This is a genomic window from Bradyrhizobium sp. WSM2793, from assembly GCF_000379585.1.
In the GTDB taxonomy this organism is placed as follows: Bacteria; Pseudomonadota; Alphaproteobacteria; order Rhizobiales; family Xanthobacteraceae; genus Bradyrhizobium.
Window position 1 is genome coordinate 57,503 of sequence record NZ_KB902778.1, and the last position, 20,249, is coordinate 77,751.

18 protein-coding genes are annotated in these 20,249 nt (G+C 63.4%); 12 read left to right on the plus strand and 6 right to left on the minus strand.

The genetic code is table 11. From position 1 onward, the window contains the following. Nucleotides 1-7: 7 nt before the first annotated feature. The 5 genes from A3AS_RS0113385 to A3AS_RS0113405 all read right to left on the minus strand — a co-directional run bounded on the left by A3AS_RS0113385 (nucleotide 8) and on the right by A3AS_RS0113405 (nucleotide 8,009). Entirely contained in the window at nucleotides 8-829 is an 822-nt protein-coding gene (locus tag A3AS_RS0113385) for an outer membrane beta-barrel protein (protein ID WP_018318090.1), read from the minus strand. Nucleotides 830-974: 145 nt separating this feature from the next. Further along, the gene (gene arcA / locus A3AS_RS0113390; RefSeq protein ID WP_018318091.1) at nucleotides 975-2,237 is read right to left on the minus strand and encodes an arginine deiminase; all 1,263 of its coding nucleotides are present in this window, start codon (nucleotides 2,235-2,237) and stop codon (nucleotides 975-977) included. 26 nt (nucleotides 2,238-2,263) lie between these two features. Then, nucleotides 2,264-3,697: a basic amino acid/polyamine antiporter gene (locus A3AS_RS0113395; RefSeq protein ID WP_018318092.1), complete on the minus strand. Its 1,434-nt coding sequence runs from the start codon at nucleotides 3,695-3,697 to the stop codon at nucleotides 2,264-2,266. Nucleotides 3,698-3,840: 143 nt separating this feature from the next. Continuing rightward, complete coding sequence (locus A3AS_RS0113400; RefSeq protein ID WP_018318093.1) at nucleotides 3,841-6,906, minus strand: efflux RND transporter permease subunit; 3,066 nt, start codon at nucleotides 6,904-6,906, stop codon at nucleotides 3,841-3,843. After that, a complete protein-coding gene (locus A3AS_RS0113405) occupies nucleotides 6,903-8,009 on the minus strand; it encodes an efflux RND transporter periplasmic adaptor subunit (protein WP_018318094.1) in 1,107 nt (368 codons plus the stop codon). Before A3AS_RS0113405 ends, A3AS_RS0113400 begins: the two co-directional genes overlap by 4 nt. Before the next feature lie 273 nt (nucleotides 8,010-8,282). Here A3AS_RS0113405 and A3AS_RS0113410 point away from each other — a divergent pair, with 273 nt between their 5' ends. After that, on the plus strand, nucleotides 8,283-8,483 hold the full coding sequence (locus tag A3AS_RS0113410) for a DUF3551 domain-containing protein (protein ID WP_018318095.1): 201 nt from the start codon (nucleotides 8,283-8,285) through the stop codon (nucleotides 8,481-8,483). Nucleotides 8,484-8,693: 210 nt separating this feature from the next. Beyond that, entirely contained in the window at nucleotides 8,694-9,197 is a 504-nt protein-coding gene (locus A3AS_RS0113415) for a DUF1269 domain-containing protein (protein WP_018318096.1), read from the plus strand. 22 nt (nucleotides 9,198-9,219) lie between these two features. Here the strand turns inward: A3AS_RS0113415 and A3AS_RS0113420 are convergent, their stop codons facing one another. Continuing rightward, a complete protein-coding gene (locus A3AS_RS0113420; RefSeq protein ID WP_018318097.1) occupies nucleotides 9,220-9,930 on the minus strand; it encodes a Bax inhibitor-1/YccA family protein in 711 nt (236 codons plus the stop codon). 241 nt (nucleotides 9,931-10,171) lie between these two features. Here A3AS_RS0113420 and A3AS_RS0113425 point away from each other — a divergent pair, with 241 nt between their 5' ends. The 10 genes from A3AS_RS0113425 to A3AS_RS0113470 all read left to right on the plus strand — a co-directional run bounded on the left by A3AS_RS0113425 (nucleotide 10,172) and on the right by A3AS_RS0113470 (nucleotide 20,220). Further along, a complete protein-coding gene (locus A3AS_RS0113425) occupies nucleotides 10,172-10,375 on the plus strand; it encodes a hypothetical protein (RefSeq protein WP_018318098.1) in 204 nt (67 codons plus the stop codon). 131 nt (nucleotides 10,376-10,506) lie between these two features. Further along, a complete protein-coding gene (locus A3AS_RS0113430; protein ID WP_018318099.1) occupies nucleotides 10,507-11,946 on the plus strand; it encodes a basic amino acid/polyamine antiporter in 1,440 nt (479 codons plus the stop codon). A gap of 31 nt (nucleotides 11,947-11,977) precedes the next feature. Beyond that, nucleotides 11,978-12,220: a hypothetical protein gene (locus A3AS_RS0113435; RefSeq protein ID WP_018318100.1), complete on the plus strand. Its 243-nt coding sequence runs from the start codon at nucleotides 11,978-11,980 to the stop codon at nucleotides 12,218-12,220. A gap of 48 nt (nucleotides 12,221-12,268) precedes the next feature. Continuing rightward, nucleotides 12,269-13,381, plus strand: coding sequence for an AI-2E family transporter (locus A3AS_RS0113440; protein WP_018318101.1), 1,113 nt, complete (start codon nucleotides 12,269-12,271; stop codon nucleotides 13,379-13,381). Next, nucleotides 13,378-13,965, plus strand: a complete 588-nt coding sequence (locus A3AS_RS0113445; protein WP_018318102.1) for a hypothetical protein — start codon at nucleotides 13,378-13,380, stop codon at nucleotides 13,963-13,965. Before A3AS_RS0113440 ends, A3AS_RS0113445 begins: the two co-directional genes overlap by 4 nt. After that, complete coding sequence (locus A3AS_RS0113450; protein WP_018318103.1) at nucleotides 13,966-14,451, plus strand: DUF992 domain-containing protein; 486 nt, start codon at nucleotides 13,966-13,968, stop codon at nucleotides 14,449-14,451. It abuts the gene before it with no gap. A 172-nt stretch (nucleotides 14,452-14,623) separates the two neighbouring features. Beyond that, nucleotides 14,624-15,181, plus strand: coding sequence for an HdeD family acid-resistance protein (locus A3AS_RS0113455; protein ID WP_018318104.1), 558 nt, complete (start codon nucleotides 14,624-14,626; stop codon nucleotides 15,179-15,181). 332 nt (nucleotides 15,182-15,513) lie between these two features. Further along, a complete protein-coding gene (locus A3AS_RS0113460) occupies nucleotides 15,514-15,759 on the plus strand; it encodes a hypothetical protein (protein WP_018318105.1) in 246 nt (81 codons plus the stop codon). A 64-nt stretch (nucleotides 15,760-15,823) separates the two neighbouring features. After that, entirely contained in the window at nucleotides 15,824-17,071 is a 1,248-nt protein-coding gene (locus A3AS_RS43420; protein WP_018318106.1) for an efflux RND transporter periplasmic adaptor subunit, read from the plus strand. Further along, nucleotides 17,068-20,220 carry an efflux RND transporter permease subunit gene (locus A3AS_RS0113470; protein ID WP_018318107.1) on the plus strand — a complete coding sequence of 1,051 codons (3,153 nt, stop codon included), beginning with the start codon at nucleotides 17,068-17,070 and terminating at the stop codon, nucleotides 20,218-20,220. The genes A3AS_RS43420 and A3AS_RS0113470 overlap by 4 nt, the downstream gene beginning before the upstream one ends. Nucleotides 20,221-20,249 lie beyond the last annotated feature (29 nt).

Below are 20,249 nucleotides of genomic sequence, written 5' to 3' on the forward strand. Positions count from 1 at the left end.
ATACCTCTCAGAATGCGAAGTCCAGACGAGGGCCGATGCGAACGTCCCTATATCGCCGTAGCGGCACGTTCGACGTTCGCGCCTCGTACAGCACGGTCGTCGTGAGCGACACATTGCTCGCAAAATTATACTTCAGACCGACGTCCGCCGAATAGAGCTGATCGCGCCGCCCGCTATTGAGTCCATCGGTGAACCAGTAAGCTTCGAACAACGGCGTGCTCACAATCGACCATTTGGAATCGAGCTTGACCTCGATACCGAGCACGGCGTCAAAGCGCCAGCGGCGCGCCTCCGCCAGGTCGGAAAATCGATAGGTCAGGAGCAGCAATGGCGAAAACGTCGCGTTGTTGAAGTGGAAGTCGCGCGCAACCGAGCCCATCACATCGTTCGAGGTGAAGGCGAGGTCGCGGTAGATTCCGTCAAAATCGTAGCGATGCTCGTAAATGGCGGAGAAACGCCAGCCGTCCCAATTTTGGGTCAGGCGCCCGCCCATCCGCGCGACGGCAAAGTTGCCGTCCTTCTCCCGCGAAAACGCTTCATATTGCGCGCGTGCATAGAGGCGGTACGACAGGTCATTGCTGAGGTTCCCGTCCAGCCGGACGCTCACGTCGGGCACGTAGTAAACGTCCGACTTGCGGTTGTCGCGGGTAAACAGGGCGTTGTCGGTGAAGGTGGGCGCGATGGAACCGACGACGCTCCAGGATGGTACTGAGGTGTACGGGACAGGAGCCGCGATCGTCTTGAACTCGGTGACATCAAGGTCGGCTGCACCTGCCGTGCTCGCGCCGAGCAGACCAAAGATCGGCAGAAGAATTCTGGATCTTCGCATGGCGTCCCTCGATGGCTGTCGCGTGCATCGGGATTCGCGTCAGGCTGTGACACGATTGTGGCGTGTTAATGTTCTCGGACTAAATCATGGGTTGATCAGATCGATCATCGTTTCGTAACAGGCCGCATTGACCGCTGATGCGGGCCTAATAGTCGACCGCGTCCCTGGTGATCGGACAGGTCATGCAATGACCGCCGCCGCGACCACGTCCGAGTTCCGCACCCACGATGGTGACGACCTCGATGCCTTCCTTGCGCAGCAGCGTGTTGGTGTAGGTGTTGCGGTCATAGGCGAACACGACGCCAGGGGATGCGCAGACGAGATTGGCACCGCTATCCCACTGGGTGCGCTCGCGCATATAGGCATTTCCGCCCGTCTCCACCACGCGCAGCTTCTTCAGCCCAAGCGCCTCTGCGACGACCTCGACGAAGGGCTTTTCGTCCTTGCGCAGCTCGATGCCTGCGGAGTTGTCGGCCGGACGGTAGGAAAATGCCGCGATATTGTTGACGATGTCCGGATAAAGCAGCACGCAATCGCGATCGGCGAATGTGAAGACCGTATCCAGGTGCATCGCCGCTCGAAGCTTGGGCATGGCAGCCACGATCACGCGCTCGGCCGCCTTCTTCTTGAACAGGGCGGCAGCGAGCTGGCTGATGGCCTGCCGCGAAGTACGCTCGCTCAATCCGATCAACACGTTGCCTTTTCCGATCGGCATCACGTCGCCGCCCTCGAGCGTCGCAAGGCCGTGATCCTGTGTCGGATCGCCCCACCAGACATTGACCTTGCCGGCGAAATCCGGATGGAACTTATAGATCGCGGCGGCGAGGATAGGCTCTTCGTGGCGCGCCGGCCAGAACAGCGAATTCAGCGTAACGCCCCCGTAGATCCAGCAGGTCGTATCGCGCGTGTACAGGGTGTTGGGAAGGGGCGGCAGAAGATACTCGGTCATGCCGGCCGCTTCCCGGATGAGCCTGAGCGTCTCGCCGCCGCGGGCTTCTGGAAAGTCCTGGGTCGACAATCCGCCGATCAGCGTCTCCGCCAGCTCGCGCGGCTTGAGGCTTTCCAGATAGCCGCGCAGCTCGTCGATCAGGCCGAGGCCAACCTGATTGGGAATCACCTGGTTGTCGAGGATCCACGTCCTCGCCTCCGGAATGGCGACCGTGTCGGCGAGGAGATTGTGCATCTCGACGACTTCGATACCTCGATCACGCATCTTCTGCACGAAATCGAAATGATCGCGCTTGGCGTTGTCGACCCATAGGACGTCGTCAAAGAGCAAGGTGTCGCAGTTCGTCGGCGTCAGACGTTGATGGGCCCGCCCCGGCGAACAGACCAGCACCTTGCGCAGCTGGCCGACTTCCGAATGAACACCGAAGGGAATCCCTGCATCCGATGTCTGCTTTGTCATGAGGCCTATCTCCGGAACTGCTCCGCTCAGATCGTGATGTAGCCGGTGGCCAGGCCATGAACGCCGACGACCGCGCCGATCGCAACGACAATGAAGATGATCCACTCGACGAAGGTGAAGACTCTCGCCTTCTGCTCGAGGCGCGCCCACAAATACAGTGCCGTGCCGGGCGCGTAGAGGATGGCCGACAGCAGCAGATATTTCATTCCGGCCGCATAGATCAGGAAGAGCGTGTAGATCAGCGCAATGCCGGTAAAGATCAGCCCGCTTCGACGCGCGTCCGGGCGCTTCTCATAGGTCTCGCCTCGCTTGACCAGCAAGAGCCCGTAGGCGGCGACGAGGAAAAACGGGATCAAATTCATGACGCTCGTCAGATTGAGCATCAGCGAGAAGGCGTCCCGCGACCAGTAGGTGCTGATGACGAAGAGCTGGACGACGATGTTGGTCAGCCACAGCGCCGCAGCCGGGACCTTGTTCTCGTTCTCGGTGCCGAACAGGGCCGGCATATCCCTGGTGCGGCCCGCGGCCGAAAGAACTTCGGTGCAGATCAAGCTCCAGGCGAGATAAGCCCCGAGCACCGAAACCAGAAGTCCGATGCTGACGAAGACCGCGCCCCAATGCCCGACCACGGCCTCCAGCACCGCCGCCATGGACGGCTGTCGCATCTCGGCGATGTCGGCGCGCGGCAGCACGGCGTAGGGCAGCATGGTGACGAGCACCATCAGGCTGGTCACCATCACAAAGCCGATGATCGTCGCCGCGCCGACATGGGATCGTTCCTTGGCATAGCGGGAATAGACGCTGGCCCCCTCGATCCCGAGGAACACGAACACCGTGACCAGCATGGTCGCGCGGATCTGCTCGAAGAGACCCTTGTCCGGCATGTCCTCGCCGCCCCAGAAATTGTCGCTGAACTGGTCGGCCTTGAAGGCGAAGATCAGGATGACGATAAAGACCAGGATCGGCACGATCTTGGCGATGGTCACGATGGTGTTGATCGCGGCGGCCTGTTGCACGCCACGCAGGATCATGAAATGGAAGAGCCAGATCCCGATCGAGGCGACGATGATGGCGGTGACGGTATTGCCGTCACCGAACACGGGAAAGAACGCGCCCAAGGTCGACTTGATCAGGACCCAATACGACACGTTGCCAATGCAACTTCCCATCCAGTAGCCAAGCGCCGAGAGGAAGCCGGGATAATCGCCGAAACCCGCTTTCGCATAGGCGTAGACACCGGCGTCGAGTTCAGGCTTGCGCTCCGCCAACGACTGAAACACGCGCGCCAGCGTGTACATGCCACCGCCAGCGATGCACCAGGCGAAGATGGCGCCGAATGGACCGGTTGCGATGCCAAAAGTGCGCGGCAGTGAGAAGATGCCGGAACCGACCATGGAGCCGACCACCATGGCCGTCAGAGCAAACAGCGAAAGCTTCTGGATCGACGGCGTCGCGCTCATGTGAAGGCCTCGGACCGCGAACGATGGTCGGCGCAGCGGCCGCGTCGCTCGCTGCGAGCCGGACGATGCGCCGTGGAGCGCGCATGGCCAATCAGGTGATTACCTAGTCGAGGTCCGGGATTACCCTCACCGCCCACACGCCCTCAGGCCGCGAACGAAGAACCGGAAGCTTCGGCCGGCTCCTTTCCGCCCAACCATGCCACATACAGTGTCGGCAGGAAGACCAGGGTCAGACCTGTCGCAACCAGCAGGCCGCCCATGATCGCAAAGGCCATCGGCCCCCAGAACACCGTCGGAGCAATCGGGATCATGCCGAGAACGGTGGAGACGGCCGTCAGCATGATTGGACGAAAGCGGGAACTGCTGGCATCCACCGCGGCCTGCCAGGGTCCCTTCCCCAGTGAACGCTCCGCCTCGATCTGGCCGATCAGGATGACCGCGTTCTTGCTGATCATGCCGAGCAGAGCAAGCACACCGAGAATGGCGACGAAGCCCAACGGCCGCCCCGACAACAGCAGCGCTGCGACGACGCCGATCAGACCGAGCGGTGCAACGCTGACGACCATCAACAATCGCGGAAAGCTCTGCAACTGGGCCATCAGGACCGTGAACATGACGAACAGCATCACGGGCACCACCGCCATGACGGACGCCTGAGAATTCCGGCTTTCCTCCACCGTGCCACCGACCACGACGCGGTATGAAGCCGGTAGCGCCGCCTTCAGCTTTGCCATGGCCGCGGCCTGCCTGTTGACGACCGTCTCCGGCAGCGCACGGTCGGCAATGGCCGCCCGAACCGTGAGTGTGGGCACGCGATCTCGTCGCCAGATCAGCGGAAACTCCTGATCATATTCGAACGATGCAAACTGGCTCAATGGAACGGTCCGGCCACCCGCGATCGGCATCTGCAACGTGCGCAAGCTCGCCGGCGAGACGCGCTGTTCATCGGTTGCGCGGACCACCACATCGACCAGGTAGATATCGTCCCGCACCTGCGTGACCGGCGTGCCGGATATCACGGTGTTCAGAACGGTGGAAATCGCCTGCGAACTGAGGCCAAGAAGTCGGGCCTCGTCCTGGTTGACGCGAATGCGCACCTGGCGATCGGGCTCCATCCAGTCGAAATTCACGCTCTTGGCGGCCGGATCGGCCCCGACGATCCGTGCGACCTCGAGCGCGATGTCGCGCACCCGCTCGACGTCGGGGCCGCTGACGCGATACTGCAGCGGCCATCCGACCGGGGGACCGAGGCCGAGCGGAGACACCGACGAGATCGCGTTCGGAAACTCATCGGCGAGGAATCGTTCCAGCTTGCCATGCAGGCGCTCACGCGCCCCAATATCTCTGGCGACGACGACCGCCTGCGTGAAGAAGTCGTTCGGCAATTCGACGCTGAGCGGCAGATAGAACCGGATCGCACCGCGCCCGACATAGGTGCTCCAATGCGCGACATCGGGATCGCCCGTCAGCATCTTGTCCAGACGCTTTGCCGCGGTTTCGCTGGCAAAAATCGACGAGTTCTGCGGCAGGCTGAGATCGACCAGCAGTTCCGGCCGATCGGAGGACGGAAAGAACTGTTGCGGAATGAGCGGCAGCGCGAGCACGGAGGCGACGAACAGCGCGGCGGTCCCACCGAGGGTCAGCCATTTGGCGCGGATCGCCGATATCAGCAAGCGTCGATACAGCCGGAATACCCGTCCGGGAGCCGCAGCGCCCTTCTGCTTGGGCGGGACAAGGATGGCAACGCCGAGCAGTGGCGCGAAGATCACCGCGACGAACCAGGACGCCAGCAGCGCGATCGCGACCACCGCGAACAGCGAGAACGTGTATTCGCTCGCGGCGCTGGCGGCAAAGCCGACCGGAATGAAGCCCGCGATCGTCACGAGCGTCCCCGCAAGCATGGCCAGCGCGTGGGTCCGAAAGGCGTAGCTGGCGGCCTCGACCTTGCTGTCGCCCAACGCCAGGCGAATGAGCGTGGCATCCGTCGTCGTCATGGCGTCATCGACCAGCAGGGCAAGCGCAATGATCAGGGCCCCGAGCGATATCCGCTGCATGTCGATCTGAAGCACCGCCATGACCGGAAACACGACCGCGAGCGTGAGCGGGATCGCCAGCGCGATGATCAGGCCCGGACGAACCCCAAGGCTGATGAAGCTCACGGCCAGAATGATGGCGATCGCCTGCAACAACGAGGTCATGAACTCGCCGACCGCCTTGCCCACGACGACGGCCTGGTCGGCCACCAGGCTGGGCTCGATCCCGATCGGCAGATCAGCGGTGATCCGCGCCATCGCCGCCTTGACGTTCCTGCCGAGCGCGAGGATGTCGCCGCCGTCGCGCATGGCGATGGCAAGCCCGATCGCCGGGCGGCCATTGATCCGGAACAGCGGCTGGGGTGGATCGGCGTAGCCCCGCCGCACTCTCGCAAGGTCGCTCAGGCGCAGCATGCGACCGCCGGCGGCGAAGTTGATATCGGCGATGTCCTGCTCGGATAGGAAGCTGCCCGACACCTGCAGCGATATCCGCTCGGTGCCGGTCTGAATCGTTCCAGCCGGCATCACGATATTCTGCGCCCGCAACGCCGCGATCAGAGCCGTGCGATCAACACCGAGATTTGCAAGCTCCTGCTTGGAGAACTCGACGAAGATCACTTCCTCTTGTGCGCCCAGCAGCTCGATCTTCGCGACATCCGGTACAGCCAGGAGCTGCGAACGGATCGCCTCGACCCGGTCACGCAGCTCGCGTTGCGCGAAGCCGTCGCTGGTAAAGCCATAGACGATGCCAAAGGTGTCGCCGAAATCGTCGTCGAAGAACGGCCCGACGACACCGGCAGGCAGCGTATGGCGAATGTCGCCAATCGTCTTCCGCACGTGGTACCAGGTATCGGAGACATCCCGCGCATTGGTGCTTCCCTTGAGGTTCACGAAGATGGTCGTGAGGCCTGGCCGGGTGAAGCTGCGCAGGAAATCCAGATGCGGGGTCTCCTGCAATTGGCGCTCGAGGCGCTCCGTCAGCTGCTTCATCGTCTCGTCGGCCGTCGCCCCTGGCCAGACGGCATGAACGACCATGGTCCGGATCGTGAAGGCGGGATCCTCGTTCCGGCCCAGCCGGAAATATGACAGGACGCCGGCGGCCACCGCTATCAGCATGAGGTAGACGACCAGCGAGCGTCGCCCCAGTGCCCATTCCGAAAGGTTGAATCCACTCATCGCCCCGACCCGAGCACGCGCACCTTCTGGCCTGGATGAAGTGCCTGAACGCCTGCTGTCACGACGATCTCGCCGCTATCAAGCCCTTGCGCGACGATCACCTGCGCCTGGTCGAACCGCAGCACGTCGACGTTCCGCACTGAGACCGTATTGGCCGAGGGATCGAAGACCCAGACGGCCGGCTGTTGATTCATCCTCGTCAGCGCGGTTGCGGGAATGCCGATCATCGGGCCGGAGCTCGCCTCGGCGCGCCCGATCACGGTCGCCCCGAGCCGCATCGCAGCCGGCGGATCGGTAAGGCCCACCTTGACCTCGAAGGTCCGCGTGACCGGGTTGGCCTGGGCGGCGACCTGCCGGATGCGCCCTTGTGCCGTCACTGCCGGATCGTCCGTGAGCGCGACCGTTACCTGCAGATTGGCAGGCGCCGCTCTCACCAGTTGGGCGGGCACATCGAAGACCGCATCGCGACCGTGCTGGCGAGCGATCTTCGCAATCGTCTGCCCGGCCTGAACGACCTCGCCGGCGGCGGGGCCGGTTTCGGTGACCTTGCCCGGCGCATCGGCGCGCAGCTCGGTAAAGCCGACCTGATCGTGGGCGGCGCTCAACTGGGCTTCGGCCATATCGAGCTGCGATTGGGCGGTCTGCTGCGCCTGCGTCGCGGCTTCGAAGTTGGCGCGGGTGGTCCAACCCTGCGCCAGCAGCGTCTGCTGACGCTCGAAATGATTGCGGGCCTGAGTGAGCTGGCCTTGCGCAGCAGCAAGTGCCGCCTGCGCCTGGCGTAGCGCGTTCGCTTCGTTCTGCGATTCCAGTTGCGCCAGAAGCTGGCCGGCCTGGATGCGATCACCAAGCCGGGTGTTGTTCGAAAGCAGCCGCCCGCCGATTCGAAATGCGATGCTTACCTCGTCCTCCGCCTCGATACGCCCCGTAAACGTGAACGGCGTTAACTGCTCGCGCTTCTCGACCGTGGTCGTGCGAACCGGACGTGGCGCCGGGGGCGTATCCTCCACCGGGTCCCGTTCACAGGCGGCAACCAGCAGCGTGGTGACCGCTGCGACAAGCGCGATGTTCAGCGGCCGCATCGGCATGACATGATCATCGGTCAACTGCTCCGCTGCCGATCTTGTCGATAGATCATCTCCCTTCCATCGGTAAATCTACTGAGCGATCACAGATGCAATCGTGGTCCGGAGAACCTTCCGGCAGCAGTCAGAAGATTCCCAGGGCAACGTCAGGCAATCACCCGATACCGGAAACGCAGCAAGCGGTGCATTAAGGCTGCACCTGCTCCCGCCGCGGCGCGTTCGCCAAAGCAGCAGGTGGCAAGGGAACCGGCCGCTCAGGCTCCGAATGATTCACAAGACGACAGGAGGATCGACATGAGAAAGCTGGCTTTGCTGTCCGCGGCCATCTTCATTGCGCTCAGCGCGATGGGTTCGACGACGCCCGTACAGGCGCAGGATCTGGCATGGTGCTCGAAGATCAAGGGAATGCTCAACTGCATGTATGAGACCCGCTCCCAATGCCGCGCATCGGTGAGCGGGCGGCAGGGCACCTGCGTGCAAAATCGCCGCCGCTGACGGCAGCGCTCAGTCCGATATCGGCCGGGCGGCGTAAATGACGAGCTGTTGGTTGTCGTACGCCACCCGGATTCGGCATGAACGCCAACTGTGCCTGCCCCATCGGGACATTCCTCCGCCAACGTCCGGGGTTTCCTCCAATCGCGCCGGGTCTCCTTGCACGGTAGCATCGACTGCTCCGGTTCGCATTTGGATCAACGGGAGGTGTCAATGTCCGATCTTGTCGCGATCGTGTATCCGTCGGAAGCAAAGGCAGAAGAAGTCCGCCAGCAGCTGTTCAGGCTGCAGAAGGAATATCTGATCACAATCAGCGACGCCGTGATTGCCGTTAAGACGGACGCGGGCGGCATCAAGCTCAATCAACTCGTCAATACCACTGCCATGGGCGCAATGACGGGAAGCTTCTGGGGCCTTCTCATCGGCGTCCTGTTCCTGAACCCGATCCTCGGAGTCGCGGTAGGCGCCGCGTCCGGCGCGCTCGGCGGCGCGCTCTCGGACTTCGGCATCGACGACGCCTTCATGAAGAGCCTGTCGACCAGCCTCCAGCCCGGCAACGCGGCCCTGTTCGTCCTGATCAAGCACATGACGGCGGACAAGGTAATCAACGAGATCAAGAGCGCCGGCGGCGTCGTGCTCAAGACGTCACTGGACGAGACGAAGGAAAAGCTCCTCCGCGATGCGCTGACGAGTGCGGTGGAGCGGCCCGCGGCCTGAAGCCGGGGCGTTCCTCCCTGTCTCAGCGCCGGCCGCCCGCAAGCCGCAGCAGCATCATGAAGAGGTTGATGAAATTCAGATAGAGCGACAGCGCCGCGATGACCGACTTGCGACCCGCAGCGGTATGGTCATCCGCGCTGTCGTACATCGCCTTGATCCGCTGCGTGTCGTAGGCCGTAAGCCCGGCAAATACGCCGACGCCAACGATCGAGATCAGCCAGTCGAGCGCGCTCGAGGACAGAAAGATGTTGATCAGGCTTGCGATGATGACGCCGATCAACCCCATGAACAGGAACGTGCCTAACCCGGAGAGATCGCGTCGCGTCGTATACCCGAACGCACTGAGCGCTCCGAAACTCGCGGCGGCGATGAAGAAGACCCGGGCAATCGACGAGTCCGTGTAGATGTGGAACAATGTCGAGAGCGATACGCCGACCAAGGCTGCGTAGAGGAAGAACAGCAGCCGTGCCGTCGACACGGACAGCGTGTTGATGCGCGAGCCGATGAAGAACACCAGCCCCAACGGCGCCAGAATGAAGACCCACATCAATGGACTCTGCAGCAGTGCCGGGCCTGTGACCTGATAGGCCAGCCAGGCCACAACGGCGGTCAAGCCGACGCCCGCGGCCATGTGAGCGTAGATGCGGAGCATGTATTCATGCAGGCCGGCGTCCACCGCAAACGCACTGCCAGTCGTCTCTGCCGCAGTCAGGTCTTGATCGAAATTTGACACATCCGCCTCCTCAGGACTTTGCCGAGGGAGGCGACACTAATCCTCGGGCTTCCGGAGCGGCATCGGACAATCACCCGAATGCCGCCCGTGGAAATTACCCTTCTCTGTCGCAACTGCGGGCATCGCAGCGATGCCGCACATGACCGATGCGAGAGCGTGGAACGACGTCTAAGCCTTTTGGCCTACGCTCCTTACAGCTTTGTCACTTGGAAGCCGGGCGGGTCGCGATCTAACCCATGCCATGCGCTTCTTCTTTCACATCGCCGACAAATACGGCCTCTTTCCCGACGGGATCGGACAGGACTGCCGAGATCAGGATGCAGCCATCCTGCACGCCAGGCGCCTCGCCGCCGAGCTCGCCAAGGCCGGTGAATTCTGCCGCGGCGGCGTCGTGCTTGTGGCCAGCCCGCCGCAGACGGCTTGCGGAGCCCCGGGCGGCGGCTGATTTTTCTGCCCTCACCTCCTACAGAGAATCCCTGATGTGCGCATGCGGCAGACACTTCTAAGGTCGTCCGCGGGGGGCGGTCGGCAGATGTGACCACCGCCACGCTCCGGATTGGGAGGCCACCTTCCGTCATGGCGTCTTCGTCGAACGAGGCCGATCAAGAGCTTTCCCGCAACGCGTTGATTGCGCTTGTGATCGGATCGATGGTGGGATCCGGTATCTTCGCCCTGCCGGCTGCATTCGGACGTGCCACCGGCGCCTTCGGTGCGATCATCGCATGGATCATCGCAGGGACGGGCATGCTTATGCTGGCGCTCGTTTTCCAGTCGCTGTCGCAGCGCAAACCGGAACTGGATGCCGGCATTTATGCCTACGCCAAGGCCGGATTCGGCGACTACATCGGATTCGCCTCGGCAGCCGGCTACTGGATCGGCTGCTGTCTTGCCGACGTCGCCTGTCTCATTCTGATCAAGGCCACACTCGGGCAGTTCTTTCCGATCTTTGGCGACGGCACGACACTGACGGCCATTGCATCGGCGACAATGCTTTTATGGAGTGTGCACTTTCTTGTCCTGCGGGGCATCAGGGGCGCGGCCAGGCTCAACACGATTGCAACCTTCGCAAAGATCGTTCCGATACTCCTGTTCATCGTCGTGGCCGCGTTCGTTCTCGATCGCGACCTGTTGGTGCGGAATTTCTGGGGAACGGAGCCGCCGAGTCTCGGACAGGTGCTGAGCCAGGTACGCTCTACGATGCTGCTTACCGTATTCGTCTTCGTCGGCGTCGAAGGCGCGAGCGTCTATTCGCGCTACGCCAGGAATCGCGCCGACATCGGCATTGCGACGGTGGTGGGCTTTCTGAGCGTTCTCTGCCTGCTTGTCCTGGTGACGCTGCTCTCCTACGGAGTGTTGCCGCGGAACGAGCTGGCGGATCTTTCGACGCCATCGATGGCAGGCGTGATGGAATCAATGGTCGGGCGCTGGGGCAACGTGTTCATCAGCGTGGCGCTGTTGATCTCGATCCTCGGCAACTATCTGTCTTGGTCGCTGCTCGCCGCGGAGATCCTGCATTCGGCGGCGATACACCACACGATGCCGTCCTTTCTCGCGCGTGAGAATGCGAACAAGGTTCCTGTCGGTGCGCTCTGGCTGACCAACTGCGTGATCCAGGCGTTTCTGCTCGTCAGCTGGTTCGCCGAATATGCCTTCACGCTCGCACTCAAGATGACGAGTGCGATGACGCTGATCCCGTACGTCCTCGTCGCGGCCTATGGCCTCAAGCTCGCATCGACCGGCGAGACCTATTGCGCCGGCGAGCGCGCCCGCACGGCCGATTGGATCCGCGCCGCCGTTGCGACGCTCTACGCCGCCGCGATGATCTACGCCGGCGGCCCGAAGTTTCTCCTGCTGTCCTCGATCCTCTACGCGCCCGGAACCTTGCTGTTCCTGATGGCCAAACGCGAGCGCAAGGAAAGCACCTTCACGAGAACCGAAGCCATCCTGTTTGCAGCGGTCGCAATCGCGGCGGGCGGCGGAGTCTATGGGCTCGCCGTCGGTGCCATTTCGATCTGACCCGGCGTCTTTGAATTGTAGGGAGGCGAACATGAACATGACGATCACGCGTTGCAGCTTACTCCTCGCCGGGTTGCTGGCCGTCACGGCGCCACCCACCGTCACGCTCGCGCAATCGAAGGACAACAGCGCGGCGATGACAAAGGAGACCGGCACCGCCGCATCCAAAAAGCAGGCGCCTCCGAACACCAACACCAATCCGACAAAGCACCGGTACTGGCGTCATCGCGGCGGCAGACACCCGCACTATGGCAGCCGCCGCCTTCGCACCTGAGACATCGTAGTGGCCCCTCCAATGGATCAACCTGACAGCGTTTCCGGGATGCGCTCCCTAAACTACCGAGAACTCCCTCGCGACGAGACCGCTGTCGACGAGACCGGAGAGGCCGGACGGCCAAGTCTGCTGGCCGTCGGTCTCACCCTGCTCGCCGCCGGCATCGCTTTGTTCCTGATCTGGCAAACGGTCTCCAGCCTTCTGATTGTCTTCGCCGGGGTGCTGTTCGCCGCCTTTCTGGACGCCTTGGCGCGAACCTTGGCGCCGGTCCTTCCACTCAAACGAGCCTGGCGGTTGACGCTCGTTGTCCTGCTTCTGTCCGCGCTCTCCTGCTTTGGCCTCGCCTGGGGCGCGCGCAAGCTGCCGGAACAGACGCGTCTGCTTCTGAAAGTGATGGATGCGCAGGTCGACCTGCTCCAGGAGCACCTGCTGTCGTATGGCGTCGACCTGCTCGGCCCGGAATGGGGCCGCGACTTTGCACAATGGCTGTTCGCCGATCAGGGCCGGTTCTTCAGCCACGCTCAATTTCTGCTCGGCGGAGCATCGAGCGTTCTGACCGCCGTGCTGGTGATCCTGTTCCTCGGCATTCTCTTCGCTTTCGATCCCACCGGCCACCGCGAGAGCGTGATCGCGCTGGTCAGGCATTCCCATCGCGCCCGTGCGCGCGCCGTGATGGACGAGATGGGCAACGTCATGCGGCTGTGGTTCGTCGGACAATTGATCCGCATCATGCTGATGACGTTGTGCGTGTGGCTCGCGCTCTATCTTATCGGGCTGCCCGGTCCCTTCGTGCTTGGACTTCAGGCCGGTCTGTCCAACTTCATTCCCTATCTCGGGCCGATCGTTGCCGCGATCCCCATCGCGCTCGTCGCGATGCCGCTCGGCGCATCGCCCCTGATCTGGGCGGTCGCCGTGTACACCATCATCCAGTCGATCGAAGGCTACGTGATCGGCCCATTGATCCAGCGCCAGGCAGTCGAGACCCCGCCGGCGTGGACACTGGTTGCGATCGTCCTTCTCGGCGCTCAGTTCGGCGTCATGGGCGTCGCGGTCGCGATGCCGCTGGTTGCGATCGGTCGGGTTGCGATCGTCAGGTTCTATGTCGAGGACTATCTGGGCGGCGATCCCAAGCCGCCATTAATTGCGAGCGAGCAGCCATGAGCGAATTCGAAGCGCAGCCGAGTGATGCCCCTGCGCGTTCGACGACGGCGCGTTTCCTGTGGCAGCAACTCCCCTACGTCGTCGCGCTGCTGCTCGCCATCGTCGGCGTTGCCTATACCAACGTCTCGCACCAGCCGTTGACCGGCTATTGGGAATTCCTGGCGCTCGCCATCGGCGTCGTCTGCGTTGTCACCAAGTGGCCGGAGATCGAGGGCAAGGAGGGCCAGATCCGGCTGATCTGGACGCAGGCTCTGCACTGGATCGCGGTCCTGATCACGATGAACATCATGCTGATCTCCGGCGTGCAGCAACTGCTTCCGACCCCTGCAACGGGACTCGTCCTGCTGACGTTGCTCGCGCTCGGCACGTTCCTTGCGGGCCTGAGCCTGCTGTCGTTGCAGATCGCCTTCCTTGGCCTTGCGATGGGCGCCGCTGTTCCGGCGATTTCCTGGCTGAAGCAATCCATCTTCTTCTTCCTGCTCGGGGCGGTGCTGCTGATTGGCCTCGCCATCTCGTTCTGGTGGCGTCAGGACGGCAGCCCCTCGCAGAGCGCCAGGGACATCACGAACCACCGGGAGGATTGAATGCGAACGTTGCGATATCTTGCCGCCATCGGCGCATCACTCGTTCTTTGCGCCGTCACCTCGCCCGCGCAAGCCGAGAGATTCAGGGTGGGCAGGCTCCTGTGCTTCTCGGAGCCACGCGTCGGACTGGTGCTTGGATCGACGCAGGCGCTGCGTTGCGTGTTCAACGCGCTGCGCCCGCCCCGGCAGTACATCTACGAGGGGCGAATACGGCGCGTCGGCGTTGATATCGGCGTGACCAGCGCCGGCGCGCTATCGTGGGCCGTCCTCGCCAGGAACTCGCGGATAGGCCCCGGCACGTTGCGCGGCAGTTACGTCGGCGCGAGCGGCAATCTTGCATTCGGTCCCGGCCTCGGCGCCAACGTCCTGGTCGGCGGCTCGCGCAGGAGCGTGATGCTGCAGCCGATCTCGGTCGAACGCTCGATCGGGCTCAATCTCGCGGCTGGCGTAACTCATCTGACACTGGGACCGCGAGGCGGGCTCTGATCCCATCGTCTCGGTCCCGCGGTTCGGTCCGCTCTTGATGCCGGTTCGCGCAGGGAGAGGATGAGAACATTCCCGCCCCGCCGCTCAGGGTTTCCTCCGATGTCGGCGTCGGGTGTTCGAAGCTAGGATCCGATGCATGCTCGTTCGGGCCGTAGCCGCCCAGGAGGATCGCATGACAGTGTATGACAGTCGCGGAAGTCTCGATGCCGTGGTTGCTCCGCCGCTGTGGGTTTGTGCGCTCCTCGGCGTCGTCCTGATCGCCGCCGGCCTGTTCGCGCTCGGCGACCTTGCCTTCGCCACCGTCGTCAGTGTCAAGCTCATCGGGCTCACCGCGATCGCCGCCGGCGCATTCGAGATTGCCCACGCCTTCTGGACCAAGGGGTGGGGCGGGTTCCTTTGGCAAGTCGTGCTCGGCGCGCTCTACCTCGCCTTCGGTGTCGTGCTGCTCACCCAGCCGGTCTCGGGCGCGCTTATCCTGACCTATTTCCTCGGCGCGGTGCTGTTCGCTTCGGGTGTCATTCGATGCGTGCTGAGCTTTGCCTATTGGCGGCAGAACGGATGGATGATGCTGATCTCGGGCGTCTTCGCGGTGATCGCCGGCGTGCTGGTCCTGTTCGGCTTCCCCACCATCAGCGCTTGGGCTCTCGGCTTCCTGTTGGGCGTCGACCTGATTGCCCATGGCCTGGCATGGCTGCTCTATGCGCTGCAATCGGTGCGAACGACCGGATAACAGAGGAGAGAACAACCATGGATGCTCCCAGTCGCCGCGTCTTCCTCAGCCTTGCGATGAACACCATTGCCGTCGCCGCGATCGGAGCGTCCGGCGCTCAGTTCATCGGTGTTGCGGACGCAATGCCGGCCGATCCCGGTCTCTCTCGGGCCGGCCGGGCACCGGGGGATCGCGCCATCCCGGTGCAATGGGGACCTCCGCCGCGGCCCGGCTGGGGCCCTTCTCATCCTGGCTGGGGCCCGCGACCGCGCCGGCGCCGCCGCTGGGTTTGCTGGTGGCATCGTGGGCGCCGTCATTGCGGATGGCGCTGGTAGTCCGAAGAGGATGAGGAAATGGTACGCAACAAGAACCAATGGATCCTCGTCGCCGTGCTTGCAGTGCTTTTCCTCGGCGCGAGCTGGTTCTGCCTGTCAGTCTGGACGACGACACCCTCGATGCCGCTTTACGGAAACATCGTGCTGGCGGCGGCCGCCATCCTTGTTCTGGTGCTCGGCTGCGGCCTGATCGCGCTGATGTTCTATAGCCATCGCAAGGGCTACGACGAGCCGGCGCGCAGCAACCGAACCGCGCGGGACTAGCTCAGCTGGTCGAATCGCGGAGGCCTGACGCCGGCAGTTCCGAGCCTGGTGCAGGGAGCGGACGATGAACCTTGCTGACGTCCGGCTCGGACTGCTGGCGGCGAGCCTCGTGACATTGTTGACATTGTTGGCCGGCGAACCCGCGCGGCCGCAGCCGGCCCCGCCTGCGCCCGCCGTCGGCGTCGTCGAAGCGGCGCGGCGGCCGATCACCGAGAGCAGTGAGTTTCTCGGCCGGATCGAGGCCATCAACCAGGTCAACATTGCCGCTCGCATCACCGCATTTCTGGAGCAGCGGCTGTTCACCGAGGGCGCCGAAATCAGGAAAGGCGAGCAGCTCTATAAGCTCGAACGCGGCCCGTTCGAGGCCGATGTCGCCGCCAAGCAGGCGGAGGTGGCACAGCTCGAGGCGACGCTTGAGAATGCCAGATTGACCACCGAGCGCGCCCGCACCCTGCTTGGCGGACCGGCCGGGCAGCAATCGACCTACGATGCCGCGCTCGCGAGCCAGCGCAGCCTCGAGGCCCAGGTCAAGGCTGCGCAGGCGCAGGTCCAGGCCTCACAGATCAACCTCGACTACACCATCATCAGCGCGCCGATCGACGGCAAGATCGGGCGCACGGCCGTGACGGAAGGCAACATCGTCAGTCCGAGTTCGGGCGTGCTGACCACGATCGTCAGCCAGGATCCAATGTATGTCACGTTCCCGGTGCCGCTGCGCCAGGGGCTCGAGCTGCGCGAACGCTACGGCCCCCAAGGCGGCCTCGAGGCGGTGACGATCCGGTTGCGGCTGCCCGACGGGCGCATGTATGGGCAATCCGGCAAGCTGAATTTCGTCGACAACACCATCGCCCAGAACACCGACACGATCACGGTGCGCGGAGAGATCGCCAACCCGATCCTGCGCGCTCCCTCGGCCGCTGGCGTCACCGTCCACGAGCTCACCAACGGCGAATTCGTCACCGTCGTCCTCGAAGGAGTCCAGCCTGTCGAGGTGCTGGCGATTCCGCGCTCGGCGGTGCTGTCCGACCAGCGCGGCGACTACGTTCTTGTCGTCGGGGCAAACGACAAGGCAGAGCAGCGGCGCATTCAGCTCGGGCAATCGACTCCCACGATCGCCGCCGTCATCAGCGGATTGACGGCCGGTGACAAGGTGATCGCGGAAGGGCTGCAGCGGGTTCGCGCCGGCCAAACCGTCTCTCCAGAGGCGGCAAGTCCGCTGATCTTGTCGAGCATGAAAGACTCAACTGGCGAGGCGACTCCGCAAGGCGGGCGCGCCCCGCCGCCCCGAACCGGCAAGGGCGGCAGCCAATGATATCGAGCGTCTTCGTCGACCGGCCACGTCTTTCGATGGTGATCGCCTTTGTCATCACCATCGCCGGCGCGCTGGCGCTCACGCAGATCCCGGTGGCGCAGTTTCCCGATATCGTGCCGCCGCAGGTCACCGTAGCCGCGAACTTTCCCGGCGCCTCCGCCGAGGTCGTGGAGAGCAGCGTCGCACAGCCGTTGGAGGCGCAGGTGGTCGGCGTCGACCGCGCGCTCTATATGAAATCGACCAGCGGCAACGACGGCAGCTATACGCTGACAGTTTCGTTCGCGCTCGGCACCAATCCCGACATCAACACGGTCAACGTCAATAATCGCGTCCAGAGCGCATTGTCGCAATTGCCCACGGAAGTGCAACAGCAGGGCGTGACCGTCCAGAAACGATCCTCTTCGATCCTGCAGTTCCTGGTGCTCTACAGTGCAGATGGCCAGCAGGACCCGCTCTTCATCACCAATTACGCCATCATCAACGTGCTGGACGCGATTGCGAGCACGCCGGGTGTCGGCCAGGCCAATCTGTTCGCCAGGATGAATTATTCGATGCGGATCTGGTTCGATACGCAGCGCCTCACAAGCCTCAACCTGACCCCCTCGGACGTGGTCGCCGCCATTCGCGCACAGAGCGTCCAGGCTCCCGTCGGCCGCATTGGCGCGCGGCCGATCAGCGACGATCAGCAGTTCCAGTTCAACGTGCAGACAATGGGCCGCCTCGCCACTGTCGATCAATTCGCCAACATCGTGCTGCGCGCCGAGCCGGACGGATCCTCACTGCTGGTCAAGGACGTCGCCCGCGTCGAGTTGGGCGCGCAAAATCTCGACAGCGAAGCCCGGATCGACGGGCGAGCTGCCGTTCCGATTGCGATCTACCTCGCCCCCGGCGCCAACGCGGTGACCACCGCGCGTGCGGTCGCGGACACGATGCAGCGGCTGTCCGGCCGGTTTCCGGCAGGGCTCGGTTATCTCGTGCAATACGACTCCACCACGTTCGTACGCGACACGATCACGGAGGTGCTGTGGACGTTGGGCGAGGCCTTCGTCCTGGTGGTGATCGTGGTCTATCTGTTCCTCGGAAACATGCGTGCCACCGCGATTCCGGCCGTCGCGGTCCCGGTAAGCCTCGTGGGCACCTTCGCTGTCCTGCTCGCGCTCGGTTATTCCGCCAACACCGTATCCCTGCTCGCAATGGTGCTCGCGATCGGCATCGTGGTGGACGACGCCATCGTCGTGGTCGAGAATGTCGAACGTGTCATGGCGGAGGAGCCTGCCCTGTCTCCGGCCGAGGCCAGCAAGAAAGCCATGAGCCAGATCACCGCGCCGATCGTCGCGATCACGCTGGTACTGCTCTCGGTGTTCGTGCCTATCGCTTTCATTCCCGGTATCTCGGGCACGCTGTTCCGCCAATTCGCGGTGACGATCAGCGCCGCCATGATGATCTCGGCATTGAATGCCCTGACGCTGTCGCCAGCCCTTTGTGCGCTGCTGCTGCGTCATACAGGACAGCGCCGCGGCATCATCGGCCGCATGCTCACCGGCATCGACTGGGTGCGCGATCGCTACAGCGGCGCGGTCCGCCGGCTGGTGCGCATGGCAGCCTTGTCGCTCCTGCTGGTGGCAGCCTTTGCCGCAGGAATCTTCGGCCTGTCGCTGGTGACCCCGACGGGCTTCCTGCCCGAGGAGGACCAGGGTGCCTTCTTCACCTCGGTTCAGTTGCCGGACGGCGCATCGGTAGCGCGGACCAGCGAGACCACCCGGCAGATCGAGGACATCTTGAAACAGATGCCGGCCGTCGACCACGTCCTCGCGGTGATCGGCTTTTCCCTGCTCGACGGAGCCTCCGAGCCGAACAGCGCACTCGTGGTGGCGCGACTGAAGCCGTTCGCCGACCGCAAGACGGCAACGGATTCCGCCCAGGCGTTGATCGCCAAGACCTTCGCCGCCGGCGCGCAGATCCGGCAAGCCAATGTGCTACCGTTCAACCTGCCGCCGATCATCGGGCTCTCCACCGGCGGTGGCTTCGAATATCAATTGCAGGCCCTGGAGGGTCAGGCCCCGGCCGCGATCTCCAGCGTCACGAACGCATTGATCGGCGCAGCCAATGCCGATCCGCAGCTCGCGCGCGTGTTCTCGACATTCACGGCGACCAATCCATCGCTCTATCTCGATATTGACCGCCGCAAGGCCCAGGCGCTGGGCGTCACCGTCAACGACATCTTTACGGCGCTCCAGGCCACGCTTGGCGGCATCTACGTCAACAACTTCAACCTGTTCGGTCGCACCTGGCAGGTCAATCTGCAAGGTGAAGCATTCGATCGCGCCGATACGTCCGATGTCTGGCGCATCCATGTGCGTAACAGCTCGGGCGAGATGGTGCCGTTACGATCCCTCGCCGGCCTCAAGATCGTGACCGGGCCACAGGTCATCACCCGCTACAACAATTATCGTTCGGTGACCGTCAACGGCAGCCCGGCATCGGGCATCTCCTCCGGAACCGCGATCGCCGCCATGGCGCAGATCTCGGAGGATGTTCTGCCGCCGGGTTACAGCTTCGCGTGGACTGGCACCGCCTACCAGGAGCAGCAGGCGGCGGGCCAGACCGGCATCGTGCTTATGCTCGCCGTCCTCTTCGCTTATCTGTTCCTGGTCGCGCTCTATGAAAGCACCGTGATTCCGATTCCCGTGCTGCTCTCGGTCGTCGTCGGCGTGCTCGGATCCTACCTCGGCATCAAGATCGCCGGGCTCAATCTCGACCTCTACGGTCAGATCGGCCTCGTCGTCCTGATCGCGCTTGCCGCCAAGAACGGCATCCTGATCGTCGAGTTCGCCAAGGAGCAACGCGAGGCCGGCGTGCCGCTCGACGAGGCCGCGATCCAGGGCGCACATATGCGCTTTCGCGCCGTCATGATGACCTCGGCGGCCTTCATCCTGGGCCTCTTGCCGCTCGTGATCGCGACCGGCGCTGCCGCGCTCAGCCGGCGTGCGGTCGGCACGGCGGTCTTCGCCGGCATGCTGGCCGCAAGCTCGATCGGAATATTCATCGTGCCGATGCTCTACGTGGTTTTGCAGCGCCTGCGTGAGCGGGCGAAGGCGGCCTTCAAGTCAAGCCATCAGCCGAAATCGCCCGACCGCAATGCAATCTAGACAGGCTCTGGGGGTGCCTAGCATCCCGC

Coding starts and splice junctions, on each gene's coding strand:
- A3AS_RS0113430 (WP_018318099.1), top strand. CDS start 10,507: ATGGCGTCTTCGTCGAACGAGGCCGATCAAGAGCTTTCCCGCAACGCG.
- A3AS_RS0113455 (WP_018318104.1), top strand. CDS start 14,624: ATGACAGTGTATGACAGTCGCGGAAGTCTCGATGCCGTGGTTGCTCCG.
- A3AS_RS0113415 (WP_018318096.1), top strand. CDS start 8,694: ATGTCCGATCTTGTCGCGATCGTGTATCCGTCGGAAGCAAAGGCAGAA.
- A3AS_RS43420 (WP_018318106.1), top strand. CDS start 15,824: ATGAACCTTGCTGACGTCCGGCTCGGACTGCTGGCGGCGAGCCTCGTG.
- A3AS_RS0113385 (WP_018318090.1), bottom strand. CDS start 829: ATGCGAAGATCCAGAATTCTTCTGCCGATCTTTGGTCTGCTCGGCGCG.
- arcA (WP_018318091.1), bottom strand. CDS start 2,237: ATGACAAAGCAGACATCGGATGCAGGGATTCCCTTCGGTGTTCATTCG.
- A3AS_RS0113400 (WP_018318093.1), bottom strand. CDS start 6,906: ATGAGTGGATTCAACCTTTCGGAATGGGCACTGGGGCGACGCTCGCTG.
- A3AS_RS0113445 (WP_018318102.1), top strand. CDS start 13,378: ATGAGCGAATTCGAAGCGCAGCCGAGTGATGCCCCTGCGCGTTCGACG.
- A3AS_RS0113425 (WP_018318098.1), top strand. CDS start 10,172: ATGCGCTTCTTCTTTCACATCGCCGACAAATACGGCCTCTTTCCCGAC.
- A3AS_RS0113410 (WP_018318095.1), top strand. CDS start 8,283: ATGAGAAAGCTGGCTTTGCTGTCCGCGGCCATCTTCATTGCGCTCAGC.
- A3AS_RS0113470 (WP_018318107.1), top strand. CDS start 17,068: ATGATATCGAGCGTCTTCGTCGACCGGCCACGTCTTTCGATGGTGATC.
- A3AS_RS0113395 (WP_018318092.1), bottom strand. CDS start 3,697: ATGAGCGCGACGCCGTCGATCCAGAAGCTTTCGCTGTTTGCTCTGACG.
- A3AS_RS0113450 (WP_018318103.1), top strand. CDS start 13,966: ATGCGAACGTTGCGATATCTTGCCGCCATCGGCGCATCACTCGTTCTT.
- A3AS_RS0113440 (WP_018318101.1), top strand. CDS start 12,269: ATGCGCTCCCTAAACTACCGAGAACTCCCTCGCGACGAGACCGCTGTC.
- A3AS_RS0113435 (WP_018318100.1), top strand. CDS start 11,978: ATGAACATGACGATCACGCGTTGCAGCTTACTCCTCGCCGGGTTGCTG.
- A3AS_RS0113460 (WP_018318105.1), top strand. CDS start 15,514: ATGGTACGCAACAAGAACCAATGGATCCTCGTCGCCGTGCTTGCAGTG.